Source organism: Neisseria bergeri (assembly GCA_003044455.1).
GTDB classification, from domain to species: domain Bacteria; phylum Pseudomonadota; class Gammaproteobacteria; order Burkholderiales; family Neisseriaceae; genus Neisseria; species Neisseria bergeri.
Map to the genome: position 1 here is coordinate 1 of POWY01000031.1, position 2,848 is coordinate 2,848.

The following is a 2,848-nucleotide window of genomic DNA, read 5'->3' on the forward strand; positions in this document are numbered from 1 at the left end:
GCCCAGTTCGTCAAAACGGCAAAATAGGTTGAAATCGGTGCGGGTGATGAGGCTGTGTTCGAGTTCGGGATCGGAGAGGCTGTGCCATTGTCCGAGCAGGACGGCTTTGAACATGGACAACAGGGGATAGGCGGGACGGCCGCGGTGGTCTCGGAGGTAACGGGTTCTTTGACGATTCAGGTATTGTTCGATCGGCTGCCAATCAATCACTTGATCCAACTTCAATAGTGGGAAGCGGTCGATGTGTTTGGCAATCATGGCTTGGGCGGTTTGCCGGAAGAAGGTGCCCATGAGAAATCCCCTAAATGTCTTGGTGGGAATTTAGGGGATTTTGGGGAATTTTGCAAAGGTCTCAGTTGGTCGTGCAGGTCGTAGAAATAGTTCTGCACTTCGCCGTCGGCCGGTTCGCGGTGGATCAGGTTGCCGAAGTGGTCGTAGTAATAGGTCGTGCCGTTGTATTCTTTAAGACGGTTGTCTTGAACGGCAGGGCTGTTGTTGTCGGACAGGATATTGTGCGCGGGGTCGAAGGCGAACCGTTCGTTCCCTGCTTGGGTAATCCTGCCCAGTCTGTCGTACTCGAAATGCGTCGTGCCCGTCCGCTGGTCGGTACTGCGGGTCAGGTTGCCGGTGCGGTCGTAGCCGTAGCTGCGTTTGACGGCATAGGCCGATGTTACTGCATTTTTCGCTGTCCCGGTCTGCGTCAGCTCGTTGGGGGCGGCAATTTGCCTTTTCAGACGGCCTAAGGGGTCGAGTTCGTAACGGCCGGCGAGTTTACCCTGTGTGCGGAAGATTTCGCGGTGCAGCTGATCGCGTTCGATGTCGGTGATGACTTCGTCGCCGAGGCTGATTTGGTGCAGGTGGCCGCTGCCGTAATACAGGCAGTTGATCTGTCTGCCGTCGGGCAGGACGGCGGCGGTACGGTTGCCGTTGAAGTCGTAGTGGTAGCGGACGGTTTCGGTAACGGGCAGGTACAGCATATCGTACTGCGCATCGCGCCAGTCGGTTTCGGGCAGACCGTTTCGGGCGTTCTCTTCCTTAGACGGCACCTTCCATTGGTGTTGGGCGATGATTTGGCCGTTGCTGTTGTAGTCGAAGCAGGTAAGGGCAAGGTCGTCTGAAAATTGATTTCAGACGACCTTGCTGTTTTGTTGGGTCTAGACCCAACCTACGCTTGCTGCCAAAAATTGCTTTAACTATTTGGTTAGTGCCAGCTTATAGTTTATTTTTTAATATTTTTCCAGTGTTCTTATCAATTTCTGTAATTTTATTAGAAGAATGTAGAGAAAGATAATTATTTTTTTCTACAAAGTCTATAAAATCTATAGAATCAAAGTGCCAAAATATCCAAATAATATTTCCATTATGAGATAGATGAATTAGTTTAATTTCATCAGTAATGTAAATTTGATTATCAAAAAAATATAATTGAATTTCGTATTCTGCTTCATAAATTAAAGAAAAAACTTTTTTCAGACATGAGAAAAAATATACTTTAAATTTATCTATAATAAAAAAATTACTATCTTCTAGTTGTATTAGATTGTAATTAAAGTCAATAGGTGAGTATGTAAATATACAACCTTTTATCTTCCATAATAACTTTAAATCATCTTGAATTTCAATTTTAATCTTATTAGACAATAGCTTCATGATAATTTACCTAGGAGTAATAGTTACTAACTTGAATTCCGATATTCAATAATGCCCCTACTACTGCACCTTTAGTAGCAAGAACAAGTAATGGTACAAAAGCTATATTCCCACTCGGGTCAACCCACTCCGTCGCATTAGGTGCAAACGCATACAGATTCTCCTCACCCATCAACCTAATCGGATCTTGGTTAACAAACCGACCCGCATCAGGCTCGTAATACCTGAGTAAGTTGTAATACAGCGACCTTATTACGGGGTTGTTGGCTCGTCATTAAATATGATTCAATCAATTACTTATAATTTCTCAATAAATTCATTATCTCTTTAGATTTTTTTTTATCATGATATTCTTCCGTTGCATAATGCTTTGCGTCATATCCAAACTCATTTTTTATATTTGTTTTAGCACCATTCTTTAAAAGAATTTCAATAATATCAATATTTCCATGAAGGCAAGCATTTTGAATAGGAGTAAAATTTAATTCTCCCTGTTGATTAACATTAGCTCCATTTTCTATTAGCAAGATAACATCTTTTTTAGATCGAGAATTAACTGCTAAATTTAATAATGTTTCTCCCATAGAACCTAAGTCATGTACTGAGGTGATAGGATTACTACTAAAAAAACTAGGGTAGTCTTGGTATTTCAAAAAAAGTTTTGTTAAAAGATTATTCATATTTACTCTCCAAACAATTTTATCTAGAACATTCAGTTTTTGCTTTTTCTTTTAAAACATTTAATCTGTTTTTCCAATCGTTTATTTTGATTGTATGTCTTTCAGGCTGCCATTTTCTATCCCAATTAGTATATAACTCAATACATCTTTTGGCATGATTAATTTGTGCACTTAGGGTTGCACATCTGGATGCTTGAGGTGGAACAGGAGTATCACAGAATCTTTTTGCTAATTGATATTCTTGGTCGCGTTTATCAGGTTTTTTACTTTTTTTATTTGCTTTGTTAAATATTTGTCGCAAACGCGAATAAATTTTAAAAGGATTTAATCCTAAATAATCTACCCAACTCGTGATATTAAATGCATAAGTATAAAAATTCTCATCACCCATCAACCCAATCGGATCCTGATTCACAAACCGACCTACATCAGGCTCGTAATACCTGAAGAAGTTGTAATGCAGCCCCGTTTCACGGTCGCAATACTGGTTCTGCAGGCGGAAGGGTTGGTGCGCCGTT

5 protein-coding genes and 1 pseudogene are annotated in these 2,848 nt (G+C 41.1%); all 6 read right to left on the minus strand.

Annotated elements, in window-relative coordinates; translation table 11 throughout:
* A partial coding sequence (locus DBY86_RS12695; protein ID WP_199901112.1) for a transposase occupies positions 1-291 on the minus strand: 291 nt, incomplete at its 3' end.
* A 62-nt stretch (positions 292-353) separates the two neighbouring features.
* Positions 354-1,106 (minus strand): annotated as a pseudogene (locus DBY86_RS12700) (RHS repeat protein); the annotation flags it as partial.
* A 106-nt stretch (positions 1,107-1,212) separates the two neighbouring features.
* A complete protein-coding gene (locus tag DBY86_RS12705; RefSeq protein WP_107820206.1) occupies positions 1,213-1,650 on the minus strand; it encodes a hypothetical protein in 438 nt (145 codons plus the stop codon).
* A 10-nt stretch (positions 1,651-1,660) separates the two neighbouring features.
* Positions 1,661-1,903, minus strand: coding sequence for an RHS repeat-associated core domain-containing protein (locus DBY86_RS13885; RefSeq protein WP_107820207.1), 243 nt, complete (start codon positions 1,901-1,903; stop codon positions 1,661-1,663).
* Between the two features lie 40 nt (positions 1,904-1,943).
* The gene (locus DBY86_RS12715; protein ID WP_107820208.1) at positions 1,944-2,330 is read right to left on the minus strand and encodes an ankyrin repeat domain-containing protein; all 387 of its coding nucleotides are present in this window, start codon (positions 2,328-2,330) and stop codon (positions 1,944-1,946) included.
* Positions 2,331-2,349: 19 nt separating this feature from the next.
* Positions 2,350-2,848, minus strand: a 499-nt coding sequence (locus DBY86_RS13490; protein ID WP_199901113.1) for an RHS repeat-associated core domain-containing protein, incomplete at its 5' end; no start/stop codon positions are given.

Bases quoted from the DNA above. Each gene is read 5' to 3' on its own strand.
- DBY86_RS12705 (WP_107820206.1), bottom strand. From the start codon at position 1,650: ATGAAGCTATTGTCTAATAAGATTAAAATTGAAATTCAAGATGATTTA.
- DBY86_RS12715 (WP_107820208.1), bottom strand. From the start codon at position 2,330: ATGAATAATCTTTTAACAAAACTTTTTTTGAAATACCAAGACTACCCT.